Source organism: Caedibacter taeniospiralis, assembly GCF_002803295.2.
Classification (GTDB): Bacteria; Pseudomonadota; Gammaproteobacteria; order Francisellales; family Francisellaceae; genus Caedibacter; species Caedibacter taeniospiralis.
Genome location: NZ_PGGB02000011.1, coordinates 1 through 21,977, shown reverse-complemented (window position 1 = coordinate 21,977; position 21,977 = coordinate 1). Strand labels below are relative to the sequence as shown.

The 21,977-nt window shown below is 41.2% G+C and carries 24 protein-coding genes and 1 tRNA gene; 14 read left to right on the top strand and 11 right to left on the bottom strand.

The window, feature by feature from the left end; translation table 11 throughout:
* A complete protein-coding gene (smpB, locus tag CU053_RS05280) occupies nucleotides 1-483 on the bottom strand; it encodes an SsrA-binding protein SmpB (protein WP_100550544.1) in 483 nt (160 codons plus the stop codon).
* A 253-nt stretch (nucleotides 484-736) separates the two neighbouring features.
* On the opposite strand from smpB, the gene recA reads away from it, so the two are divergent.
* The 5 genes from recA to purC all read left to right on the top strand — a co-directional run bounded on the left by recA (nucleotide 737) and on the right by purC (nucleotide 5,951).
* Entirely contained in the window at nucleotides 737-1,765 is a 1,029-nt protein-coding gene (gene recA / locus CU053_RS05275) for a recombinase RecA (RefSeq protein ID WP_100550543.1), read from the top strand.
* Nucleotides 1,752-2,189: a regulatory protein RecX gene (locus CU053_RS05270; protein WP_100550542.1), complete on the top strand. Its 438-nt coding sequence runs from the start codon at nucleotides 1,752-1,754 to the stop codon at nucleotides 2,187-2,189. The genes recA and CU053_RS05270 overlap by 14 nt, the downstream gene beginning before the upstream one ends.
* A gap of 276 nt (nucleotides 2,190-2,465) precedes the next feature.
* Entirely contained in the window at nucleotides 2,466-3,782 is a 1,317-nt protein-coding gene (locus tag CU053_RS05265; RefSeq protein ID WP_100550541.1) for an MFS transporter, read from the top strand.
* Nucleotides 3,783-4,159: 377 nt separating this feature from the next.
* Nucleotides 4,160-5,242, top strand: coding sequence for a hypothetical protein (locus CU053_RS05260; RefSeq protein WP_100550540.1), 1,083 nt, complete (start codon nucleotides 4,160-4,162; stop codon nucleotides 5,240-5,242).
* 1 nt (nucleotide 5,243) lies between these two features.
* Entirely contained in the window at nucleotides 5,244-5,951 is a 708-nt protein-coding gene (gene purC, locus CU053_RS05255; RefSeq protein WP_100550539.1) for a phosphoribosylaminoimidazolesuccinocarboxamide synthase, read from the top strand.
* Between the two features lie 6 nt (nucleotides 5,952-5,957).
* Here purC and CU053_RS05250 read toward each other — a convergent pair whose 3' ends face one another.
* A complete protein-coding gene (locus CU053_RS05250; protein ID WP_100550538.1) occupies nucleotides 5,958-7,115 on the bottom strand; it encodes a ribonuclease D in 1,158 nt (385 codons plus the stop codon).
* 258 nt (nucleotides 7,116-7,373) lie between these two features.
* On the opposite strand from CU053_RS05250, the gene uvrY reads away from it, so the two are divergent.
* From uvrY to hemL, 8 genes are all read left to right on the top strand, one after another.
* Nucleotides 7,374-8,024 carry a UvrY/SirA/GacA family response regulator transcription factor gene (uvrY, locus tag CU053_RS05245; RefSeq protein ID WP_100550537.1) on the top strand — a complete coding sequence of 217 codons (651 nt, stop codon included), beginning with the start codon at nucleotides 7,374-7,376 and terminating at the stop codon, nucleotides 8,022-8,024.
* A gap of 33 nt (nucleotides 8,025-8,057) precedes the next feature.
* Nucleotides 8,058-9,881, top strand: coding sequence for an excinuclease ABC subunit UvrC (uvrC, locus tag CU053_RS05240; protein WP_100550536.1), 1,824 nt, complete (start codon nucleotides 8,058-8,060; stop codon nucleotides 9,879-9,881).
* A 90-nt stretch (nucleotides 9,882-9,971) separates the two neighbouring features.
* Entirely contained in the window at nucleotides 9,972-10,625 is a 654-nt protein-coding gene (gene pyrE, locus CU053_RS05235; RefSeq protein WP_100550535.1) for an orotate phosphoribosyltransferase, read from the top strand.
* Nucleotides 10,626-10,767: 142 nt separating this feature from the next.
* Complete coding sequence (rpsO, locus tag CU053_RS05230; RefSeq protein WP_100550534.1) at nucleotides 10,768-11,034, top strand: 30S ribosomal protein S15; 267 nt, start codon at nucleotides 10,768-10,770, stop codon at nucleotides 11,032-11,034.
* 66 nt (nucleotides 11,035-11,100) lie between these two features.
* Nucleotides 11,101-13,176 carry a polyribonucleotide nucleotidyltransferase gene (gene pnp, locus CU053_RS05225; RefSeq protein ID WP_100550533.1) on the top strand — a complete coding sequence of 692 codons (2,076 nt, stop codon included), beginning with the start codon at nucleotides 11,101-11,103 and terminating at the stop codon, nucleotides 13,174-13,176.
* A gap of 144 nt (nucleotides 13,177-13,320) precedes the next feature.
* On the top strand, nucleotides 13,321-13,665 hold the full coding sequence (gene erpA, locus CU053_RS05220; RefSeq protein ID WP_100550532.1) for an iron-sulfur cluster insertion protein ErpA: 345 nt from the start codon (nucleotides 13,321-13,323) through the stop codon (nucleotides 13,663-13,665).
* Nucleotides 13,666-13,779: 114 nt separating this feature from the next.
* Nucleotides 13,780-14,736: a glutathione synthase gene (gene gshB, locus CU053_RS05215; RefSeq protein ID WP_100550531.1), complete on the top strand. Its 957-nt coding sequence runs from the start codon at nucleotides 13,780-13,782 to the stop codon at nucleotides 14,734-14,736.
* Nucleotides 14,737-14,742: 6 nt separating this feature from the next.
* Entirely contained in the window at nucleotides 14,743-16,041 is a 1,299-nt protein-coding gene (hemL, locus tag CU053_RS05210; protein ID WP_100550530.1) for a glutamate-1-semialdehyde 2,1-aminomutase, read from the top strand.
* A 9-nt stretch (nucleotides 16,042-16,050) separates the two neighbouring features.
* On the opposite strand, the gene CU053_RS05205 is transcribed toward hemL, so the two are convergent.
* Nucleotides 16,051-16,126: transfer RNA gene (locus CU053_RS05205), tRNA-Lys, on the bottom strand.
* Nucleotides 16,127-16,178: 52 nt separating this feature from the next.
* Between CU053_RS05205 and CU053_RS05200 the strand changes: the two genes are divergently transcribed.
* On the top strand, nucleotides 16,179-16,745 hold the full coding sequence (locus tag CU053_RS05200) for a GspH/FimT family pseudopilin (RefSeq protein ID WP_158107021.1): 567 nt from the start codon (nucleotides 16,179-16,181) through the stop codon (nucleotides 16,743-16,745).
* Between the two features lie 207 nt (nucleotides 16,746-16,952).
* Here the strand turns inward: CU053_RS05200 and holA are convergent, their stop codons facing one another.
* The 8 genes from holA to CU053_RS05160 form a co-directional block, all read right to left on the bottom strand.
* Nucleotides 16,953-17,945, bottom strand: a complete 993-nt coding sequence (holA, locus tag CU053_RS05195; RefSeq protein ID WP_100550528.1) for a DNA polymerase III subunit delta — start codon at nucleotides 17,943-17,945, stop codon at nucleotides 16,953-16,955.
* Nucleotides 17,942-18,778, bottom strand: coding sequence for a bifunctional DNA-formamidopyrimidine glycosylase/DNA-(apurinic or apyrimidinic site) lyase (gene mutM / locus CU053_RS05190; RefSeq protein ID WP_100550527.1), 837 nt, complete (start codon nucleotides 18,776-18,778; stop codon nucleotides 17,942-17,944). Before mutM ends, holA begins: the two co-directional genes overlap by 4 nt.
* Nucleotides 18,771-19,361: a glycerol-3-phosphate 1-O-acyltransferase PlsY gene (plsY, locus tag CU053_RS05185; RefSeq protein ID WP_100550526.1), complete on the bottom strand. Its 591-nt coding sequence runs from the start codon at nucleotides 19,359-19,361 to the stop codon at nucleotides 18,771-18,773. Before plsY ends, mutM begins: the two co-directional genes overlap by 8 nt.
* 165 nt (nucleotides 19,362-19,526) lie before the next feature.
* A complete protein-coding gene (queF, locus tag CU053_RS05180) occupies nucleotides 19,527-20,351 on the bottom strand; it encodes an NADPH-dependent 7-cyano-7-deazaguanine reductase QueF (RefSeq protein WP_100550525.1) in 825 nt (274 codons plus the stop codon).
* A 5-nt stretch (nucleotides 20,352-20,356) separates the two neighbouring features.
* On the bottom strand, nucleotides 20,357-20,872 hold the full coding sequence (gene def / locus CU053_RS05175; RefSeq protein ID WP_100550524.1) for a peptide deformylase: 516 nt from the start codon (nucleotides 20,870-20,872) through the stop codon (nucleotides 20,357-20,359).
* 86 nt (nucleotides 20,873-20,958) lie between these two features.
* Nucleotides 20,959-21,636 (bottom strand): HAD-IB family phosphatase, encoded by a 678-nt coding sequence (locus CU053_RS05170; RefSeq protein ID WP_100550523.1) that lies wholly within the window; start codon nucleotides 21,634-21,636, stop codon nucleotides 20,959-20,961.
* A gap of 5 nt (nucleotides 21,637-21,641) precedes the next feature.
* Complete coding sequence (locus tag CU053_RS05165) at nucleotides 21,642-21,797, bottom strand: hypothetical protein (RefSeq protein WP_158107020.1); 156 nt, start codon at nucleotides 21,795-21,797, stop codon at nucleotides 21,642-21,644.
* Nucleotides 21,794-21,977, bottom strand: a 184-nt coding sequence (locus CU053_RS05160; RefSeq protein ID WP_158107019.1) for a hypothetical protein, incomplete at its 5' end; no start/stop codon positions are given. The genes CU053_RS05160 and CU053_RS05165, both read right to left, overlap by 4 nt.

Below are 21,977 nucleotides of genomic sequence, written 5' to 3'. Positions count from 1 at the left end.
CTAAATACTCTTTTTGAACAGACGTTCTTTCTCACGTTTCCAGTCATGCTCTTTAGATGCCTGGCGTTTGTCATGTAATTGTTTACCTTTGGCGATCGCGATTTCAAGCTTAACTCGAGAACCTTTCCAGTACATTGCCAACGGTACTACGGTATAGCCTTTTTGATCGATTTTTCCTAATAGTTTATTGATTTCTCGGCGATGTAAAAGCAATTTACGCGTCCCAGCGGGCTCGGGTACAACATGCGTTGATGCCGAATGTAAAGGAGTGATCAGGGCGTTAAAAAGCCAGGCTTCGCTATTTTTGACATGAATATGACTATCGACAAGCTGCACGCGTCCTGAGCGAATACTTTTTACTTCCCAACCCTGGAGCACAATACCAGCTTCAAAGCGATCCTCAATGGTATATTCATGAAATGCTTTTTTGTTCTTAGCAATCGTATTACTCGTTGCGGTTGATTTGGGTTTTGTCTTTGCCATTGCTTTGCAAAATGGACCATAAGTGTTGCAATGGTCGAGATTCTAACACGAACTGAAGACATAAGAGAAATAGGTTTGGACAAAATATTTACCTAAGCATTTGCCCAAAATGTCGGTGTGGGTAAGCGGTGTCACACGCATCCGACAACCCCACTTTAAAGTGGGGTGAGATTTGCCTTTTGTTCGTTACGTATAAATGCTACATTAATTCCCGTGTTTTAAATCTTAAATTTACCTGTTTTGAGGATGATCTATGAGTAATAAAGAACAAGCGTTAAATTCAGCTTTAGCGCAAATTGAGAAGCAATTTGGTAAAGGCTCTATTATGCGTATGGGCGATAACGATCTTGCAAAAGATATCGAAGTGATCTCAACAGGTTCTATTGGTTTGGATATAGCCTTAGGAGTTGGTGGTTTGCCTAAAGGACGTGTGGTTGAGATTTATGGTTCTGAATCCTCAGGGAAAACAACGCTAACTTTGCAAGCTATTGCTCAATGCCAGAAAAATGGGGGTACAGCAGCTTTTATTGATGCAGAGCATGTACTTGATCCCGTGTATGCTGAGGCTCTTGGCGTTGACCTTAAGAGCCTGGTTGTCTCTCAGCCAGATACGGGTGAGCAAGCCTTGGAAATTGTTGATATGCTGGTGCGCTCAGGCGGCGTAGACATTGTTGTGGTCGACTCAGTGGCAGCATTAACGCCAAAAGCTGAAATTGAAGGGGAGATGGGGGATTCCCATATGGGATTGCAGGCGAGACTCATGTCACAGGCATTGCGTAAATTAACCGCCAATATCAAGCGTTCGAATACGCTGGTGGTATTTATTAACCAAATCAGAATGAAAATTGGGGTCATGTTTGGTAATCCAGAAACGACTACTGGCGGTAATGCGTTAAAATTCTACGCTTCAGTTCGTCTTGAAATTCGCCGTGGCAGTCCAATTAAAAAAGGTGAAGAAATACTTGGAAATGAGACAAAAGTCAAAGTGGTCAAAAATAAGGTATCTCCACCATTTAAACAGGCAGATTTTGATATTTTATATGGCGAGGGAATCTCTCTGGAGGGGGAGCTTATTGATTTGGGTGTCAAATATAATCTTGTTGACAAGTCGGGTGCCTGGTATAGCTACAATGGCGATCGTATCGGGCAGGGAAAAGACAATGTGCGCGCTTATCTCAAGGAAAATCCAGTCGTCAAAGAAGCATTACATAAAGCAATTATGGAAACGCTATTACCAAACGCCAATAAAAATAAACTCACCCCCTCAAATGCAGAAGAGTAAAAACGAACGCGATTATCTTTTTTATCTACTGTCAAAACAAGAGTACTCCTCTGCACAACTCAGGCGAAAGCTCATGTTGCGTAATAATCTATCACTGGAGGAAATTGATACGTTGTTAGCAGAGTTTGTTGAAAATAATTGGCAATCTGATGAGCGCTATGCTGAGCTTGTTCTGCGTGATTGCCTGAGCAAACATTATGGTTTGTTGCGAATCAAGCAGAAGCTTGTGTATGAAAAAGGTATCGAAAGTGCAATACTCGAAAAAATGCTGGCAATGCTTAATATTGACTGGTTTGAGCAAGCTATGTTGTGTTACCAAAGAAAATATCATGATCAGCCGCATGATCTCAAGGAAAAGCACAAGAGAATTCAATATCTGCTGCGCCAGGGGCACTCATTGGATATTACGTTGAAGGTTATCTAAGTACTAATTTTCAGGCAAATTTAATGATGTATAATGTCCATGCCTAAAATGACGGATTGCCTACCCTGCTATGAAATTTGTACAAACTTTGATGTGACATGAATTTTAGAAATGTCGCCAGATGGCGATGAGGTGCTTTTTCGTCTTCAAAAAATTATCATTAGCTGACCTGAAAATAAAAAAGCTAGCGGGAGTTGTTGGAGAGGCAGTTTTAATTTTGCAAGTACCTCTATAGTGTGGTAGTTTAGACGCATTCTTAATGCAAAAAATTATCAAATGTCATCTTCATTTCAATACTTACTTTTTTCACGTAAGCTCTTAAGAGGCTGGCTTTTTTTTGCCTTAGCTGGTGTTTTTTTTCTGTACGAGTTTTTCTGCCGAGCATCCTTTGGATCGATGAATACAATTTTTGCACAAGAGCTTCATTTGGATGAGCTAACGGTGAGTAGTATTTCATCCGCCTATTTTCTAGCATATTCGCTAATGCAATTACCTGTGGGTATGATGATTGATCACTATGGCGTTAAAAGAGTTGGCACGTTTGCGATTATCGTTACCGCACTTGGTGCATTACTTTTTAGCATTGCAACAACAGCTTTGATGGCTTGGATAGGACGTTTTGCAATTGGTTTGGGGTCTGCATTTGCCTTTGCCATGATGTTCAAAATTATTCTAGATTGGTTCCCGCATCAATATTTAGGGGTGATGGGTGGGATGACTCAGATATTAGGGATGATTGGTCCAGTTTTGGCTGGTGCACCATTTGTGTTGCTATTGGTGGTTACGGATAATGATTGGCGCCTGGTTTTTCATTGGATATTTGGTCTAGGATTGTTGCTGGCATTTTTTTTCTTTTTATGTGTCAAAGATAAGCCTAAAAGCTTAAGAGAAAAGCCTGATTCATCGACAAAGTTCGCACTATCAATGACCGTTAAAGAAAAGATGTTGATGTTGATTAAGATAAGACAAGTATGGGTGGTCGCTATCTTCGCCTTATTTGTATATCCCGCGGTAGAAGTCATTGGTTCAATGAGTGGTGTCAGTTATCTGGCGCACTTTTTCAGTCAAACTATCTCAGCAGGTGCCGTGTCAGTTGTGTGGCTAGGGCTTGGCTTAGGTAGTCCCCTTGTTGGTTTAATTTCTGATAAATTAGGCAACCGTAAGAAAGTATTGTTAGCATGTGCCGTGTTTGGTGTGGTCATTAGTTTAATGCTCAATTGGTTACCAATCGATAGCTATGGTTTATTTTCTGTTTTAATGTTCCTGTTGGGTGTCGCAGCTGGTGCACAGACGCTATCCTTTGCGGTGATAATTGAAAATGTTCCTCAGGTGCTTACGGCAACGGCAGTAGGCTTTAACAATATGTTTGTGTTATTAGGGGTGTGGTTTGCACAAAATCTGACAGGTATAGTGCTTGGGAAGTTTGCAAGTGGTGCTGCCAGCACTAGCGTATATGGTTATCAGGTGGCATTAACGGTGGGGTGTAGCATGTTTTTTGCCGTTGCTTTTGTGGTTGGTTTGCTGGCAATTAAAGAGACACACTGCAAAAGATCATTGGTTTTGCAGGAATACACACAAGAAGTACAGCAATAACTAAACCGACAAGGATTGGGAACAGCGCGGTTTGGAATCCATCAAGGGTGTTGGCAGTGCATTGATAGGCTGATTGATACCAGCTTAATATCCAGCCAATGACGGGTTGGAGTATTGGACCTCCAAGACCGATAATAATCATATTGGTAAAGCCCATTGCCATGCTTTGGGGTTATCCAACTTAATAACATCCCCTTGGTATCTGGATATATCAATATTGGATTGAGTGAATACGCTCATCACGAGGTAAGTTATTAAGTTGGAGTTCCCCTGTGCAATGGGAGACGGTAATTAACGTGGTTTTTACGCTAAAATACAGTGCGTATTAGTGTTTGCTTTGTGTATAATGCTCTTACATTTTTCCAGGTAAAACAGTCATGAAATTTAATAAAATTACCTTGTGTATGCTGGCAATATTAAGTGTGAGTGCATTGGCGGGGTGTGCTTCGGTTAGTCATTTTTTCCGTAATCGTGACTTCGATTACGCGCGTCAGCCTGTTCAGCAGAATAAGCCACTGGAAATACCAGAATCAGTGTCACAAGATCCCAATATAAACCCAACATTGGTTGTGCCAGAAGGCGTAACTAGCTTTAGTACAAATCAGCAGGCTGCTGCGCAAAATGCGTTACTGCCACCTAATTTTGACGCAGGCTATAATATCAGCCTGGTTGAACAAGAGCAGCTTTACATCGTTTCAACTAAGTTAAGCTATGATAAAGATGATCAGGCAAAACTGATGATATATGAGCCTTATGAGTTGAGCTGGCTCATTGTTCAGGCAGCTTTGCAAAGTAAACTGCCATCGCTAACGCTGGAAAAAGAAGACAGGGACAACAGTCGTTTTATTGTTAAAAATAAAGCGACAGGGATAGCTTATTATGTCTATATCGCACGGGTAAAAAATGAGTTCAGACGTGCTGAATTATCCCTGTTTGCCATGGATGAAAAACCCGCAGTTGAAAAAGAAGCAAGTCAAGTCGTTGAGCTGATTGATCAGCATATCAGAGGACAAAAGGTCAGCGAATCGACGCTGATAAAGGCGCAATTTGGTTTTGTTAGCACAAGCAGTGGGCTGAAGTTCCAACTGTATACGAATGATAAAGTTGCCTCTATTGTGTTTGTAGGTGATGCTTCTATGGTACAGACGGCACTGAAAGAGGCAATTGAGGCAGGAGGGTTTAAATATATAGCGTATGATGAAAAAGAACAGACGATTTTGTTTGACGACGCAGCTCAGAATCAAAGCTATCTTTTATACCTGTATCCATATACGCAAAATGGTTCACTGTTTAGTGATATGAGCAACTGGCATAATTTCTTTAGGGAAGAGCAAAAACAGTTACGTGTGTCGCTGTTTGATACGAAACAAGTATTGATTCCCATTGATAAAGCCAAACCTGTTTTGACGGTGATCGCATCTCATATTCCCCTTAGTAACAAGCAGCAAAAGGTAAATTAGGATGGTTAAAGAGCTTATATACCAAGGAAAAGCAAAATCGGTCTACAGTAGCGATCATCAGGATGAAGTGGTTATTGAATATCGTGATGATGCAACGGCTTTTAATGGAGTAAAAAAAGCGAGCTTGGTAGACAAAGGACGGGTTAATAATTTATTTAATGCCTATATTATGCAAAAGCTTGAGGAAGCAGGAGTTAAAACGCACTTTGTTAAAATCTTGAGCGACAATGAAAGCCTTATGAAGAAGCTTAAGATGATCCCTGTTGAGTGCGTCGTGCGTAATTATGCTGCAGGGGGTATTTGCAAACGTTTAGGAATTGAAAAAGGCATGAAATTTGTGGAGCCCATATTTGAGTTTTTCCTAAAAGATGACGCCTTGGGTGATCCTATGATCAACACATCACATATTTTGGCTTTTAACTGGGCGAGCGAGTCTGAAATTGCCTTTATGCGTAAAACAACATTCAAAGTAAATGAAGTATTATCTAAACTCTTCGATGATTCTGGATTGTTACTGGTTGACTATAAGCTTGAATTTGGTCGCTTTCATGATGAAATTCTACTAGGCGATGAATTTAGTCCAGATGGCTGCAGGTTGTGGGACAGGAAAACCAGGGAAGTCTTTGATAAAGACCGTTTTCGTCAAGACTTAGGTGATGTCATTGGACATTATAAAGAGGTTGCCAGGCGCATTGGTCTGGCGTTATAGAGCACCTTAGTCGTCAAATTTCTCATTTTCAGAAAGGCTGTTTGGTAAAATAAAAAATTCAGGTTGGCACTGGGCAAATTCATAAATTGCATGACCAAAGTGCTGAAGTCGCCATCCAGTGCCAAGTTTTGATGTGGGAGTATTCTCCGCTTTGGCGATCTTCATATACAGAAATTTCTTAAGGTCATGTTTTGAGGCAATTAGTGCAAGCGGTAAGTTAAACTCTGTGGCAAGGTTATTTAAATAATCAAAACAGCAGTGAAGGAGGGCGGTGCTGATTTTAAAGTTGTGTGTTTCCGTATAATCTGAAACTTCAGGTGTTTGCTGTGTTGCATGAAGGGCTTGGATAATGCTAAGACCAAGGCGCTGGATCTTACTATGAGAAAGTAACTTATCTTTGCTAAGAGATTGAATATCCTGAGGATTGAGTTTGGCAATCTTAATCAGTTCCTGGTCGGATAAAATATAGCGGGTTACTCTGTTTTTATGTTGTGCGTATTGTTCACGCCAGATAGCCAACAGGATGAGATTTTTTTGGGCGTCAGGGTTAAGGCGAGCTAGTTGATGTTTAAATTTATAGGGTGCCTCACGGATATGAGTAAACTGAGTACGTTGAATAATGTCCATCTCTTGATAAAAGGCATCAAGCCAGGGTGTGTTTTTAAGCTGGTTATTGAGTAATGACTGACATGCAATTAAGTGAGCAACATCACCTTGGGCATACTTTAATTGTGACTCAGATAATGGTCTGTAGCGCCAGTCTGATAACTTATGAGCTTTACTAAGCTCGCCAAAACCACAGTACGCTAGCGTGTGTGCTAAGGACAACTGATGATCATGTCCTAAAAATGCCATGGCTATTTGTGTATCAAAAACCGCTTGGAACTGACAGCTTAAACAATGCTTTAGAATTTTGATGTCATTTTCCGCTGCGTGCATAATTTTTAGCGTGTTGGTGCTTGCAAACAAAGGGCACAGCAGGTTCAGGTCAAGCTCCTTTGATAAGGGATCAATCAGGTAGATATTGTCAGCAGTTGCTATCTGAATGAGGCATAGCTCAGGATAATAGGTGTTTCGCCAATAAAACTCGGTATCAAGTGCAATGACTTTTTCCTGCATTAATTGTAAAACGAGTGTACACAAATCCTGATTATTCGTAATCATTTACGGAGGTTGCCATGTAGTAAATGCCTCATCTTACAAATAAAAAGCAGAAATACAAGCAAAATAAGCCTAAATCTCTACAGCATCGCGGGGGTTTTTGGTTTATACTGTGGGCGAAATCTCACAAATGAAACACGCATTAGCGCACATAGACTTGAGGATTTTGCTGAATAACCCTTGAGAAAAAATGGATAGTGCCATTAGACAGTGAGCGCGTATATGGCTTGGGAGATAGACTTAACACATAGGAGCAATGTAATGATAAGAGTGCTTTTGGTTGATGATCATGAATTAGTGAGGCTAGGGATAAAAAAACTGTTAAGCGATGTTAATACCATTGAGATTATTGGCGAAGCCGCCAGTGGGGAAGAAGCAATTTCATTGGCGTCAAGGCTCTTACCAGATGTTGTTTTAATGGATGTTAAAATGCCTGGAATGGGCGGTTTAGAGGCGACAAAGCGCATTGCCAAGGTTTATCCTCAAATTAAAATATTAGTGGTTACTGTGTACGGTGATGAGCCTTATCCAAGTCGTGTGTTGCAGGCTGGAGCTTGTGGATATATGACCAAGGGTGCCAGTTTGGATGAAATGATCCAGGCAATTAAAACCGTGTATGCAGGGCGGCGCTATCTTTCGCCTGAAGTTGCACAACAGCTTGCGTTAAAACATTTGACCCACAGCGATGAGTCGCCGTTTGATGCGCTCTCTGAGCGTGAGATGCAGGTGTTAATCATGATCACTAGCGGTCAAAAAGTAAATGATGTGGCAGATCAGTTGTGTTTGAGTCCCAAAACGGTCAATAGTTATCGTTACCGTTTGTTTGAAAAGCTGGGTATCGATAGTGATGTGGAGCTGACACACTTAGCCATTCGGCATAAACTCATAGATCTTGAAAGCAATCAAGGGTAAAGACCCACTTGTTTCCTATCATAACAACTTATCATGTTCAATACGCAAGACACCTTTGATCTAGTCTCTTTTTTGGAAAATCTTACAACACATCCCGGCGTGTATCGCATGTATGATAAGGCACATACTATCTTATACGTTGGAAAAGCAAAGAATTTATATAAGCGCGTCAACAGTTACTTCAGTAAAGGGGCTAAGGATCTTAAAACGCAGACTTTAGCTCAGCAGGTTGCTTTTATTGACGTCACCGTGACACCAAGTGATTACGATGCGTTTTTGCTGGAAAGTACATTAATTAAGAAGCATAAACCCAAGTACAATATCTTATTCAAAGATGACAAAAGCTACCCTTATTTACATCTGACAGATCATACCTTTCCAAGGTTGACTGGATTTCGTGGTAAGCCACGCAAAAATGGACTCTACTTTGGTCCTTATGTATCATTGTCATCGATGAAGGATACGCTGGTTTTATTGCAAAAATTATTTCCCATCAGGCAATGTGACGATAGCTACTATAGCAACCGTTCACGCCCGTGCCTGCAGTATCAGATAAAGCGCTGCAGTGCTCCTTGTGTCGGAAAAATTACGCCAGAGGCATATAAATTACAGGTTGATTTATTGGTAAAGTTTATTAGCGGTAAATTAACCTCGGTGTTGGAGACTGTCTCACAGAAAATGCAGCTGGCTTCTGAGTATGAACTTTTCGAGGAAGCAAGTCAGCTAAGGGATCAGCTTATATTATTGACAAAGCTACAACAGCAGCAGTTTTTAGATAAGACAAACAATAAAAATTTCCATGTTATTGGTTTAGTGCAAGAGTCAGAGAAAATCTGTATTAGCTTATTAAGCATCCAGCAAGGGAAAGTGGAGGATGATAAACACTGGTTTGTTACGGTTGAAGGAAACTCACAGGCTGAAATTCTTAATGCTTTCCTATCACACTATTACCTGGCAGAGTTTCGCACCCTGTGGCCAAAAGAAGTTATCGTGCCTAAGGATATTGCTATTTCCAAAGAATTGTTGAGTAGCATTAATCAAAAGGCAGACAGTCAGATTAAGTGGATAGATGTGGTTAGTACAGATAATGCCAAATGGCAAAAGCTTGCAATGGTTAACGCCCGACAAAAATTACAAATGAATTTTCATACTAAAAAGCAATTTACTGAGCGGATGGTGGCTTTAGCAAAATGGCTTAATAAATCAGAGATAAAACGCATTGAGTGTTTTGATATTAGTCATCATCAGGGAGAGGCGACGATAGCATCCTGTGTTGTTTTTAATGAGTCAGGACCACTAAAGTCAGCTTATCGGCGTTATAACATCAACAATATTACGCCAGGGGATGATTATGCAGCCATTGCCCAGGCGGTCACAAGACGGATTGAGTCGGGGATGGAGGCAAATAACCTGCCTGATGTAATGGTGATTGACGGTGGTAAGGGGCAGCTAAGAAAAGCACAAGAGGTTATGATTCAACAAAATTTAAAAGAGCGAATTCAACTTGTCAGTCTTGGCAAAGGCGTAGAGCGGATCAGTGGCAAGGAAGATATATTTCTTGGCTTTGATGATCATGTTTACCACCTGCCAGAATATGATCCAGGTTTTCTGTTACTAAGACAAATCAGAGATGCCGCACACGATTTTGCGATTAAAGCTCAACGTAAAAAGCTTGCCAAACGACAGACTGAATCAATATTAGAATCAATTCCAGGGGTTGGTAGTAAGCGAAGGCAAGCACTACTTCGTCACTTTGGTGGCTGGCAGGAGTTATCGGCGGCATCCGTGGATGAAATCGCAAAAATCAAGGGTATCAGTAAACAGATTGCCGATCAAATTTGGCATGCTTTTAGATAAGCTACACGTCGCTAAAAAATCAACTATAAAATCGCTCGTGGGTGATATATAGTAATGCCACTTTAACCCAAGTGAAGTAGTTAAATAGGTATGAAAGATTATCGTTTTTTTGATGCTGCCATTGAAGCCTCAGCCCTCAAATTTGGTGAGTTTATATTGAAGTCAGGGCGAATCAGCCCTTACTTTTTTAATGCAGGCATGTTCAACCAAGGAAAAACCTTACACCAGCTGGCTGAATGCTACGCCGCTAAAATTATATCAGTCAATGCTGAGTTTCATGTGTTGTTTGGTCCTGCTTACAAAGGAATTTCACTGGCTGCTTTGGTGGCATCGATTTTATACAGCAAGTACGGTAAAAATGTCGGTTTTTGTTATAACCGCAAAGAGAAAAAGGATCACGGTGAAGGTGGGGCTTTAGTTGGAGCTGACATTAAGGATAAAAAAGTACTAATCATAGATGACGTGATTACCGCAGGGACTGCAATCAAAGAGGCAATCAATGTTATCGGGGTGCAAGGTGGACAGGTGGTTGGTGTTTGTGTTGCATTGGATCGCCAGGAAATTGCGCCAAATCAAGCGCTTTCAGCAGTTAAAATGGTCGAAGAGGAATATCAGTTTCCTGTACACGCGGTGGCAAATCTAAGTGATTTAATTGAATATCTTAAGCTTAATGGACAAATTGAATTACAGTTGCTTGAGCGTATGAAAGTGTACCAACAAAAGTACTCAGTTGGGAAAAAATAAGCTTTGGCTTGCTTGTTGTTTCTCTAAAAAGCATGTATTATACGGCGCTGCTAAACTGTCGTGATGTTTGGATAAATTTCAAATTTGTTCAGTATCTTTATGGGAAGTTTAACAAAAGAAATAAAATTTAGGAGAAAATAATATGTTAAGCACCGAGCACAAACAATCGATCGTGACTGAATATCAGCGTTCAGAAGGCGATACAGGCTCACCAGAAGTACAAGTTGCGTTATTGACGGCTCGCATTGAGGGTCTTCAAGGTCATTTTGAGACGCACAAGCAGGATTTCCACTCAAGACGAGGCTTATTGCGTCTGGTCAGCCAACGCCGCAAGCTTTTAGACTATCTAAAAAGCAAAGACATCGCGCGTTATCGCGTCTTGATTGAGCGCTTAAGTTTACGTAGATAGTGCGCTTGAGAATCGGATAGTTTAAGCGCGCGACACACCGCAAAACAATGATAATAAGGCAAACAAGTGAAAATATTTAAAGAAGTCTTTCAGTTAGGACAACATCAGGTAACTTTAGAAACAGGTGCAATGGCGCGTCAAGCCGCAGGATCCGTGGTGGTTACCGTGGGTGATACCGTTGTATTAGTAACAACTGCTGCGCAAAAAGAGGCTAAACAAGGTATTGATTTCTTCCCATTGAAAGTGAATTACCAAGAGAAGTCGTATGCAGCAGGTAAGATTCCTGGTGGTTTTCCTCGTCGCGAAGGACGTCCAACTGAGCATGAAACATTGACGGCTCGGTTGATTGACCGCCCACTGCGACCGTTGTTTCCTGAAGGTTTTTATAATGAAGTTCAGATTGTAGCGACCGTGTTATCCTTTGATCCTGAGGTTCCCCCTGATATTCCAGCGCTGATCGGTGCTTCGGCTTCGCTGGTATTATCGGGAGTGCCGTTTGAGGGACCCGTAGCAGGTGTGCGTGTTGGTTTTATTGATGGGCAGTATGTCATCAACCCTTCCTTTGCCAAATTAGAGATTTCAGACTTAGATTTGGTTGTTGCAGGAACTAAAGATGCTGTCTTAATGGTTGAATCGGAAGCGAAAAGCTTGCCAGAGGAGGTCATGCTTGGTGCTGTGTTATACGGTCACCAACAAATGCAAGTAGTGATTGATGCGATTAATCACTTGGCGAAGTATGCAGCAAAGCCTCGTTGGAGTTTTACGCCTAAGGTCGAAAATAAGGCGTTAAACGAGCAGATTAAAGCACGTTTCTATAGTGAAATTAAAACAGCATATCAAGAAACCGAAAAACAAAAACGGGTTGAGTTGATCAATAATTTAAGAAAAACGGTGGTTGAAACGATTGTCGCTGATGAAACTGAGTCCGAAGAAGTTTCCGTTGAAGAGATAAAAAGCATTTTCCACGACATCGAAAGAGAGGTTGTACGCAAAAACATTTTAAGTGGTTTGCCAAGAATTGATGGACGCGATACGCGTACCGTAAGACCCATTAATGTGCGCACGGGGGTATTGCCAAAGGCGCATGGATCTGCATTATTTACGCGTGGCGAAACACAGGCTCTCGTGGTTGCAACCTTAGGCAATGATCGCGATGCGCAGTTAGTTGAAACTTTAAGTGGTGATAAGAAAAATCGTTACATGCTGCATTACAATTTTCCCCCATTCTCAGTGGGTGAAACGGGCATGATAGGTACACCTAAACGTCGTGAGATCGGGCATGCGAATCTGGCAAAACGCGCAACCCAAGCGGTTTTCCCTAACGAAGAAATTTATCCTTATGTGGTGCGTGTCGTATCAGAAATTACCGAGTCAAATGGTTCAAGCTCAATGGCCACTGTTTGTGGTTCATCCTTAGCAATGATGGATGCAGGTATTCCGTTGGCTGCTCCTGTTGCGGGTATTGCCATGGGACTTATTAAAGATGGTGATAAGTACGCGGTGTTGTCAGATATTCTGGGTGACGAAGATCATCTGGGCGATATGGACTTTAAAGTGGCTGGAACGCGTTATGGTGTCACCGCCCTTCAAATGGACATCAAGATCAAGGGTATTACGCGTAAGATCATGCAGGCAGCTTTGGATCAGGCCAAAGAAGGGCGCTTACATATTTTGGGCATTATGAATGAAGTGATATCTGAATATAAATTAGAAACCTCAAATAATGCACCTCAAGTGGAAGTTATTACCATTGATCCAAGTAAAATTCGTGATGTGATCGGTAAAGGTGGCGTTACCATAAAAGGCATTACTGAAAAAACGGGAGCATCCATAGATACTTCAGACAATGGTGAAGTGAAAATTTTCGCAAGAAGCAAAGATGCACTGAATGCCGCCATTGAGGAGATTATGGCATTAACAGCGAGTGCCGAAGTTGGTCAGACGTATAATGGTAAAGTGGTAAAAGTCCTGGATTTTGGTGCGTTTGTTAATATCCTGCCAGGAAAAGATGGCTTGTTACCATTTTCTGAGCTTGAGAGCATCGGTGTTAATCCAAACACGATGGCTGAAGGCAAAAACATGAAAGTCATGGTGCAAAATATTGATCGTATGGGCAAGATTAAACTTGCCCCTGTGCAGTAAGTAATATGACAAACAAAAAGTAGGTCTTCGCCCCATGAAACGCATTAAGTGAGTAGGGGCGTATTGCATACGCCCATTGCATACGCCCTTTGTAAAGGTGTGTGGTAAGTTTGTCAAAGCCAGAAAGTAAAATAAGGAAGCAAGATGAGTGTTCAACAAGTACAACCGCTGAATTTTACTGATGCAGCTGCTTTAAAAGTAAAAGAACTCGTTTCTGAAGAAGAGAGTAATAATTTAAAACTTCGCGTATATATTACAGGTGGTGGCTGTTCTGGTTTCCAGTATGGCTTTACCTTTGATGAAGCGCAAAAAGAAGATGACATGATTTTTGAGAACCAGGGAGTCTACCTGCTGGTGGATGCAATGAGTTTTCAGTACCTTGTTGGTGCAGATATCGATTACAAGGAAGATGTTGAGGGTGCGCATTTTATTATTCGTAATCCAAATGCCAAAACCACTTGCGGCTGTGGTTCTTCTTTTTCAGTGTAAATCCTACCGTATTTGCCAGGGGATGGTTTCATAAAAGTTTAGTAATCAGTTCTTTGATCAATGCCTGTTGGTGTTAGAATAAGCGTCAGTGTTTATGCTTAACCAGGGGAAAAAATGAAAGTTGCATTTATTATTGATCCATTACATACATTTAACATCAAAAAAGACACGGCTTATATGATGATGCTGTCAGTGGCAAAGAAGGAATGGCAGCAGTATGTATTCGAGCTCCAGGATATCTTTGTTGAGGATGGTGTGGCTTACGGACAGGGTTATGAGTTGATACTAACTGGTTCAAAAGAGCATAACAAATGGTATCAGTTGACCCCTGGAGACAAGATGAAACTCGGTGAGTTTGACGCAATCTTTATGCGCAAAGATCCCCCATTTAATATGGAGTTCGTCTATGCTACCTACATCCTTGAGTTAGCTGAAAAACAAGGCGCGCTAATCATCAATAAGCCACAAACCCTGCGTGATGCCAATGAGAAATTCTCGATCACACGTTACCCAAATCTTACGCCAAAAACTATGGTCAGTCGTTCATTTAAGGTGATTAAAGACTTTATTGAACGCTATCAAGATGTCGTGGTTAAACCATTAGATGGTATGGGAGGAGAGTCTATTTTCCGCATTCAGCCGAATGACCCAAATAAAAATGTAATCCTGGAAACGATTACCAGATATGAATCTCGGTTTATTATGGTGCAAGAGTACCAGGCAGCCATTAAAGAGGGTGATAAGCGCATCTTAATTGTTGATGGTGAACCGCTTGAGTATTTGGTTGCACGTATCCCAAGTAAAGATGACAGTCGCGGTAACTTAGCACGAGGTGCGACTCCAGTTGTTAGAAAGCTCACTGCTGAAGAGTTTGAAATAGCAGCTATCGTCGGCAAAGATCTTAAAGAAAGTGGTGTGTTATTTGCAGGTATTGATGTCATTGGGAATCGTTTAACGGAAATTAATATAACGAGTCCAACCATGGCTCAACAGATTTATAATGAAAGTGGAATCAATGCAACCGATATATTAATGGATGTTGTAGAAGATAGAATAACCAACAGGAGTTAGTAGACAATGATAAACTCACAAAACTTGTTTAATGAAGCACAAAAATATATTCCAGGCGGAGTAAATTCTCCCGTGCGAGCTTTTAAAGGGGTTGGTGGCACACCCAGGTTTATTGCTAAAGCCAAGGGGGCTTACGTTTATGACGCCGATGGTAAGAAATATATTGATTACGTTGGCTCATGGGGTCCTATGATCTTGGGACACGCGGATGATGATGTCATCAAAGCGGTACAACATCAGACTGAATCAGGTTTAAGTTATGGCGCGCCTTCTGAGCTTGAAATTAAGCTTGCAAAAAAAATATGTAGCATGATCAGTAGTATTGATCTGGTACGTTTTGTAAGCTCAGGCACAGAAGCCACAATGAGTGCCGTGCGTTTAGCTCGTGGCTATACAAAGCGTGATAAGATCATAAAATTCGCAGGATGCTATCATGGACATGCCGATCAGTTTCTGGTTGCTGCAGGGTCCGGGGCTTTGACACTCGGTTTACCGAACTCGCCAGGGGTAACAAAAGGTACCGTAAAAGACACCTTAACTGCCTCATTTAATGATCTGGAAAGTGTTACTGATCTATTTAGAACTTATCCTGATGACATTGCGTGCGTCATTCTAGAGCCAGTGGCAGGCAATATGAATTTAATAGAGCCATCCAACGGTTTTTTACAGGGCTTACGTTACTTATGCGATCAATATGGTGCGTTACTTATTTTTGATGAAGTGATGACGGGATTCCGCGTGGGATTAACAGGAGCACAAGATCTGTATCACATTACCCCGGATTTAACAACATTTGGTAAAGTCATTGGTGGTGGCATGCCAGTTGGTGCCTTTGGTGGGAAAAAAGAAATTATGCAAATGATTGCACCTTCTGGAAATGTATATCAGGCAGGGACACTTTCGGGTAATCCTGTGGCGATGATTGCAGGATTAACCACTTTGGAGAAAATTTCTCAGCCAGGATTTTACGATGCGATCAGTCAAAAGACCAGACGACTGATTGATGGCTTAAATAGAGTCGCTAAACGCCATAAATTTCCATTTGTAGCCAAAGCGATTGGTAGCATGTTTGGACTTTTCTTTACCCAAACGCAAGATATTCTGAGTTTCAATGACGTTAAAACTTGTGACTTGGAGCAATTTAATCGCTTTTTTCACTACATGCTGGACCATGGTGTATATTTCGCTCCATCGGCTTTTGAGGCAGGGTTTATGTCTATAGCGCATAGTGACGAAGATATAGACAAAACTGTGGAATTGTTTGAAGCTTTTGTTACTGAAAATCGCATTGGCGGTTTGGAATAGAATAATAAATGGTGGGTCGTGCAGGATTCGAACCTGCGACCAACTGGTTAAAAGCCAGCTGCTCTACCGACTGAGCTAACGACCCGACGAAAGACAGGGCACATTATAGGGAATATAGAGTCAATTGCAACATGAAGATGAGAAAAAATAGCAAAAATTATCAAAACAGTGCAGGTAAAAGCCCAGGATTTAGCCTTATTGAGGCAATGATTGTACTAATGATATTGGCTATTGCAGCAGCCATAGCTGTGCCGCTAATGGTGGGAAGCTTTGGTCGTGCGAACTCAGAAGTTTATATGGATCGGGTTCGCGCAGCGTTGGAGCTTGGGAGAATAACGGCAATGTCGGAATCCATATCGGTTTTTCTATGTCCAACTGCAAATGGTTCAAGCTGTAATACCACAGTAACGGCGGCAAACTGGGGTAATAATCGTTTGCTGTTGTTCACAAGCTCAGCTGGGAATTCTACCGAGGTTGATCGCATAATATCGATAGTTGAAGCGCCAGAAGCTGGTGATTATATTTCAAGTAGCAATGGCATTAATGTTCGCTTTAGACCAAATGGGTTGTCTGCAACAGCATTGACCTTGCGCTATTGCTCAGTCGTTGATGATCAGGGAGTTAATCGCTTTATAAGAACGATAGTGATTAATATTATTGGCAGAATAACGTCGAATGTAGAGGGGGGATCACAAAGCTGTTGAAGAGACACTGTGATGTATGGAAACGCTAGTGCTGCGTCCTGGCGGCGATTTCTTTTCGTAAGTTCAGGACAGTATCCATGTCAAGACCTGTACATTCGGCAATCAAGTCACTGGTAAGGTTGAATTTGACAAATTCATCGTACTTTGGCTTGTTGAGTTTTTTTGGCTGGTCATTTCAAATTCTCTTTGTTGAATACTTACGCGCAGTCACTGGTGAAATTGTACAACAAGCTCAGTTAAGCTCTGTTCTACATTTCCTGGTTCAATGCCTTTTATGATTAAATCAATCGCAAAACACTGATTAAAAAATTGCGCATAGTGTTGTTTGGTGAATTTTTTCATCAAACGCTGATAGGCACTTTGCTTTGATTGCCATATATTATTGCGAATATAGGTTTGTTGTTGTGCTGCTGGATCTTGGGTAGCAAGCGTCAGGCAAATGCGAATTTCTTTTAAAATTGCCCACAGAACGAGCACTGCATCAACTTGTTCTTTAAATAAATGCTGTAATATTGCCAATGAGCGCTTAAGGTTATGCTCGATCAAACTTTGCCCAAGATCAAACACATCGTAATTCATTGCATTAGTTAGGTACTCAGCAAGCTTTACTTCATCAAAGTGGGATTGAGACTGGTGCTGCAGGAGTGTGAGAATCTGGTTGGCTGCAAATAGATTACCTTCAGTTTTTTGTGCAAGTAACATCAATGCTTCTGGCGTTAAAGAAACAGGCTTAGCCAAAGAGGAAAGCTCCAACTTGATAAGTCTAATTGCCTCGGACACGTTCACGGGCCATACTTGAACATACAAGGCATTTTGAATAATCGATTGAAACCATTTAGCTTTGTGCTGTGCGCTGGTTAAGTCATCAAAAATAAGCAAAAACCTATCGTTTGCAGAGATATTGCTCAAACAGTCGACTAGCAGTTTTTGAGCATCTTTATCAGGGGCTTTGCTGATATGAAGCTGCAATAAGCGCTCTTTAGAAAATAAACTAAAGCTATTGAAGTTGCTTTGTAAGAAATCGTATTGTTGAGCAATGATTTGATCGCGTAAAATTTCGAAGTTTTGCGCTTTGTATTTTTGGTTAATCGCCTCAATCAGTTTATTTTTTTGATAAGGCTCCTTGCCTGTGACCACGTAGCAGGGAAAGTCTTGTTGTTTGATGGCTTTTAACGCATCCAGGTAATTGACTTTGATCATAGTGTTATGCCTCTGTGGGGCTGGCACTGGGAGCAATAGAATGTATTTCTTTGACCAATGATGGTCGATTCAATGGGCGTTTTACAGACCTGGCATGGTTTGTCTTTTTGACCATAGACTTGCAGAGATTGTGCAAAATACCCAGGTTTTCCCGTGGCATTTTTATAATCTTTTAAAGTGGTTCCGCCTTGCTCTATAGCCTCCAACAGAGTGGTTTTGATCGACTTAACGAGAGTTTCGTTTTCCTGATCAGACAATGATTTTCCTGCTCTTAAGGGGTGAATTTTAGCTTTAAATAAACTCTCACAGGCGTAGATATTACCAATCCCAACAACGACTTTGTTATCCATTATCAAAGATTTTATGGCACGATTAGTTGTTTTTAGTATGGTTTTGAGATGGTTTTCATTAAATGCCTGACTTAAGGCTTCGACCCCGTAGCTTACAAAACAAGGATGCTTCAGTGGATCATCGTTAGTTATATGCCAATAGCCAAAACGCCGCGGATCACGATAAAAAAGCGTTTGCCGATCACTTAGCCTAATAACAATATGATCGTGTCTTTGCGCTTGATATTGATCGCTATCAACGATTTGCAGCGAGCCAGACATTCCAAGATGGATAATGAGCGAATAGTCATTAAGGTAAATAAGTAAATACTTTCCTCGTCGATCGATGTGTTTGATCGTCTGTAAGATGATTTTTTGTGCAATCTCAGGATCAACAGGATAGCGCAGTTTTGGGAAGTTAATTGCGACAGCAATAATCTGGCGGTCTAAGCAGTACTGGCTTAACCCGTTTTTAATCGTTTCAACCTCGGGTAGCTCAGGCATGTTTTTTCTGCCCTATCTTGCTTTCGCTACCATTGATAAGACGCTTGATATTCTCGTGATGGCGAATAATAACGATCATCGCGATGATTAAAAATGGCAATGCTGTTCCAAAATCATACAGGAATATGATACAGGTGGCAGAAACAACGGTGGCGATAAGCGCTGATAGCGAAGAATATCTACTGATAGCTGCACATATGAGCCACGCAATTAAGAAGATAACACCGATAAGCCAATAAAATCCCAGGATCACACCGATTAATGTCGCCACTCCTTTTCCACCCTTAAAGCCAAAGAATAGTGGAAATATATGACCGATAACTGCCGCAACTGCCACATAGCCAATTTCAACTGAGCTAAGCTGTAACAAGTGCGCAATAAGCACAGGGATCAGCCCTTTGATGACGTCACTCAAAAGGGTAATTGCTGCGGCTTTTTTGCCACCTAAGCGTAGAACGTTCGTTGCTCCTGGATTGCCTGAGCCAACGCTTCTAGGAGAGGGAAGAGCAAATAATTTACAGATGATAATGGCGCTGTTAATCGAGCCAAATAAGTAGCTAATGATGAGCATTAAAACAAACATAGTGCATTATGAAAAGTGTTGTTGCAGATAAGCTTTAGAGTGTCTGAATTTTTGACTCTTAAGTCAAGCAGTCATTCGTTAGAAATTAAAAGTTAGTTGAAGGTTAATGCCATTAATTCAACTTTGATTCGTATTGAAAATAGACGGAGTAGGGCGCGAACTTACTTACTGTCTCGCCAAACGAATTTTTTTGTGCTTAGGATCGTAAGCATAGTTAGCGCGAATAGGATTGATATCCAATCCTCCACGACGTGTATAGCGTGCATAAACACAAAGCTTGTCTGGTTGGCAATATTGCATGATGTCGCTATGGATGCGCTCAACGCATTGTTCATGAAATTCATTGTGATCACGAAAGGAAATAAGGTATTTAAGCAACCCCTCCTGATCGATTTTCCCTCCTGTATAATCAATCAGAACACTGCCCCAGTCAGGCTGAAAAGTAACCAGACAATTGGATTTGAGTAAGTCACTGCTCAATATCTCGTGCACTTGAATGCTATGATCTGCCTTTAAGAATCGTGGATTTGCTATATATTCTGTAATTTCAATATCCAGTCCATCAATCGATTCAGCGTCAAATTGATTGGAAATGATCGTGGGATATTCTTTGAGCTGATATAGCTGAACGCGCACGTCACCCATGACTGCTTTAGACAAATCACGCTGCATGATCGTGGCAACCTCGTCATCGCTTGTAAAGCGCGTACTATTAAAGGAGTTAAGATACAATTTAAAGCTTTTTGATTCAATTAAGAATTCTGATAAAGCGTCAATTTCAAATACGCCAATACGCACTTCAGGCTTACCTCTGCTATTAAGCCAGGATATTTCAAATGCCGTCCAGATGTCCGTGCCCTGAAACAGGGGTTTACCCACAATCCCTAATTCTTCGCGCTTGACAGCTCGAGGGATTGGAAACAGTAAGTCTCGATCATACTCGCTTTTGTACTGCGATTTTTTGCCTAACTCGGAAAGTATTAAGTTCATTTTTTTTAACTGCCTTCATTTTCCTGCATAAGCTTCTTATATTTTTTCTCAATCATCTTACGTTTAAGTGGCGATAAATGGTCAAAATAAGTAACACCATCCAGGTGATCAATTTCATGCTGAATACAACGTCCATGGTAGCCATCACACTCCATTTCGTAGGCTTCGCCAAATTCATTCACGGCGGACATTTTTACCCATTCTGAGCGCTTAACCTTAGCCGAGACGCCAGGAAAGGACAGGCAGCCTTCCTCATCATCGACTTCACCCTTGCGCTCAATAATCTTAGGATTAATGGCAACAAATTTCTGATCTTTATTCTCCGAGCCATCCATAATAAACAAGCGCATGTTTAAACCCACTTGCGTAGCAGCAAGCCCCCCACCATGCTCGGCATACATTGTCTCAAACATATCTGCAATCAGTTGACGTAAATCATCGTTAATTGCCTCGGTGGCAACAGGATTGGCTTTTTGCTTTAAAAAGGGATGTGGATACTTTAGTACGGTTAATTTTGCCATGCTCAAAAAATGGTTATATTTTAAAGTTGGACTAGTTTAGCATAAATTACTGATAGCCTTAAACTGCTATCTTAAAGCGGGAGAGATCAAAAACGTGGGTTTTCAGGGTAGATCAAATTGGATAACTCAGTTATATTTTGCGCATAAAATGGGGCAACATCCAGAACCTGTTGGCGGGAAACGTGTTCTGTATAAGCAATAAACTGATGGGCAATGCCTTCTCTAAAAAGCTCATAATCAGTGAAACCATCACCAACAATAAGCGTCTGTCCTTGTAGCTGCTCCCTGATTCTCTGTACCCCCATTACTTTAGAATCACAAAATCCATTGTCATTATTAAGGCTTTCAAACTGTCCGTTTTCATTCCAATTTAAATTCACTGCGCATACCTGTGCTGATGGGATATTCAGCACTTGAGCAAATGGCAAAATAAGTTCCCTAAATCCACCGCTAATAATCCACACTTTCACACCATTAGCGTGCAGTTTTTGAATTAGCTTTTCTACGCCAATAGTAAACGCACCAGGGCAATATTGTGCAACAAAGGCGTGTAGTGCTTGACATGATGGTTTAACAATACTTAAACGGGCTTCCAGACTCTCGCGAAAACCTATCTCACCATTCATTCCTGCATTTGTCAGTATCTCAAGCTGCTGGATTTTGTGCTGATCACCTTGAAGTAAATCAGCCATCACCAATTCTAAAGACTCAAAAGCAATCAAGGTCGAGTCAAAATCAAAAATAACATTTTCATAAGTGCACATCTTTATTAGTGTTCCTCTAAAAGCACCTGATGATCAAAAATGATCTCATTCCTTAACGCATTCAGCTGGGATGCTTGCGGAGGAGTGTGGTCAGTTCCTGAAATAGTGACGAGTCCCATGCGAAATTTTCCTCGAATTGACGGTTTTAATTGAATAATCATTCAACCAAAAAAAGCTCAGGCTTTTTGCCCTTGCCATCATCCTCCGTTTTACGAAATGGCAGGGTAAAAGAGAAATAGGGACCTTCAAATAAATGCTCATTAAGRTCTTCCCCRSCACAGAGTACRTCTGCATAGTGCATGGCTAAGGATACATCATACGCAAAATCATGCTTATCAARG